Source organism: Microcoleus sp. S13_C3 (assembly GCF_036700905.1).
Lineage (GTDB): Bacteria > Cyanobacteriota > Cyanobacteriia > Cyanobacteriales > Microcoleaceae > Microcoleus.
Map to the genome: position 1 here is coordinate 1 of NZ_JAUBPT010000333.1, position 2,022 is coordinate 2,022.

The following is a 2,022-nucleotide window of genomic DNA, read 5'->3' on the forward strand; positions in this document are numbered from 1 at the left end:
TGAATTATCCGGGTTTTTGGCTTTTTCGGTATTCTATTTTATCGTACTTCAACTTGAAGTGCGGAATGTGGGTTTGAAAAAGTATTTAAAGAATTACTGCCTCATTTTCGTCGGAAATGGTTGATGAGAAAATCAAGACCACTACCGGATAGCGTACAATTTGCCTTAAAAAACTTTGAAAATATCTGGATAGCTGACGGGTCAACATTAGAAGCATTATTTAAGAAGCTACAAAGTTTATCAGATGTACCGATTGGTCAATTAGCCGGAAAAATGGGAATAATTATAGACCTAGTAACTCATCTTCCCGAATAAATTTGGTTTTGGACAAATCCCAAACAAGCAGATACTAATTGGGAAGAAGATTTCCTAAAAACAGTTAAGCCAAAAACCTTACTGTTATTGGACAGAGGCTTCTATCACTTCGCCTTTTGGTCAAAACTCATTGAGCAAGAAATTGGATTTATCACTCGAATCAAGAAAGGTGCATCTTATCAAATCGAGCTGGTATTAACCAATACTTATGATGTCAAAGACCAGATAATTAAAATAGGTGCAGGGACAAAAAAGACACCAGCTTTGACTATAAGATTAGTACAGATTCGCTCCAAAACTTCCTGGCGTTCTTATCTGACAAGTGTCCGAGAAGCTGAAATATTGCCCCCTTATGTAGTAGCAGATTTATCTCAAAGACGGTGGCGAATTGAAGAGGCATTTTGCCTAGTAAAAAGATTACTAAATCTCAGCTCTTTATGGACAGGTTCGTTAAACGGAATCAAGCTACAAATCTGGGGTACTTGGCTATTTTATGCGATTTTAGTAGATTTAGGAGATGCGGTGGCAGATGAATTAGGAGTACCAATTGAACGGGTTTCATTAGAAATGATTTATCGGGGGATGTATCATTTTTCGGTTGCCTATCAAAAAGGAATAGCTTCTGACCTTGTTAAGTATTTCGCCGCCGACGAAAATCAAGATTTAGGGATTGTTAAGCTAGGCATGAAAACCTCATGTCAGGCTAATTATTTCTCCTTTCCCTGGAACTCAAAGAAGTCCCGAACAAATTTTTTTCAACAATAAAGGAACAAATGGAGTCATATTTTAATTGAGTCAACAGGTAAAACATGAGTAATTTTACTCATGGACAATAGTGCTTTTAGCTTAACTTGTGAGTAATGGTCAAGGAGTAATTTTTACTTCTCTTGAGTTAGTTAAAGAACTCATGGCAAAAACTCATACTAAAACCGGGCTTTCTGTGGTAGTAAATGTAATCGATCAAATTTATGAAACTGGTCGAAAAGTAGCTAAGGGATTTAAAGAAACAATGAAAATTATTTTTGATGAATACCTACCCAAATGGAATTATCGTGCAGTTCCGACTATTTAGCAGACGCTAAAGTTATTAAATTTTCATTCCTTAGAAACCTACAAACATCCCGAACACCCCTACCTGTTCCCCAGCCGCCACCTCAATCACCGCTGGAAACACGCGAACCCGGAAGCCGCCTCTCATCTATTCCAAGAAGCCTGCGATCGAGTTGGCATCATCGGCGCTTCCACCCACAGCCTCAGAAGGTCAGCACTCACCCAGATGAGCAACGCGGGTATCCCATTGCGGATTATTCAAGAAATCAGCGGCCACCGCAACGCCAGAACAATTGCAGAAATACTTAGAAGTGCGGCCCGACCCAGTAAGGGGAGCCGTCTTTGCACTCTCTACCCTTTCCTACGTCAGGAAACGCCCATATCCTGATATAGCACCCTCAACCCCAGGAAATCCGTTGCCCCCTCACCAACACCCGCAAGCCCAATCCGACGCGACTGAAAAAATTCCAGACTGGTGATTGGCTGAGTGCAAGAAAAACGAATGCTCCAGCAGCATCTGCTGGGTATGAGATGCTCTACCATCCGTTTAACGGCTCTCATACTAGAGTTCTTGCAAAAATAACTAGGACGGGCTCTTCGGCCCATCCCACAAGAGTTATTTTTTCTTGTGGGATGGGCCGAAGAGCCCGTCCAATA

Annotated in this window: 2 protein-coding genes and 1 pseudogene; all 3 read left to right on the plus strand. The window is 41.2% G+C overall.

Annotated elements, in window-relative coordinates; all coding sequences use genetic code 11:
• Positions 1-72: 72 nt before the first annotated feature.
• Positions 73-1,105 (plus strand): annotated as a pseudogene (locus QUA16_RS36480) (transposase); the annotation flags it as partial.
• 63 nt (positions 1,106-1,168) lie between these two features.
• Complete coding sequence (locus QUA16_RS36485; RefSeq protein WP_333109722.1) at positions 1,169-1,387, plus strand: ISAzo13-like element transposase-related protein; 219 nt, start codon at positions 1,169-1,171, stop codon at positions 1,385-1,387.
• Positions 1,388-1,450: 63 nt separating this feature from the next.
• Positions 1,451-1,753, plus strand: a complete 303-nt coding sequence (locus tag QUA16_RS36490; RefSeq protein ID WP_333109724.1) for a tyrosine-type recombinase/integrase — start codon at positions 1,451-1,453, stop codon at positions 1,751-1,753.
• Positions 1,754-2,022: the final 269 nt, after the last annotated feature.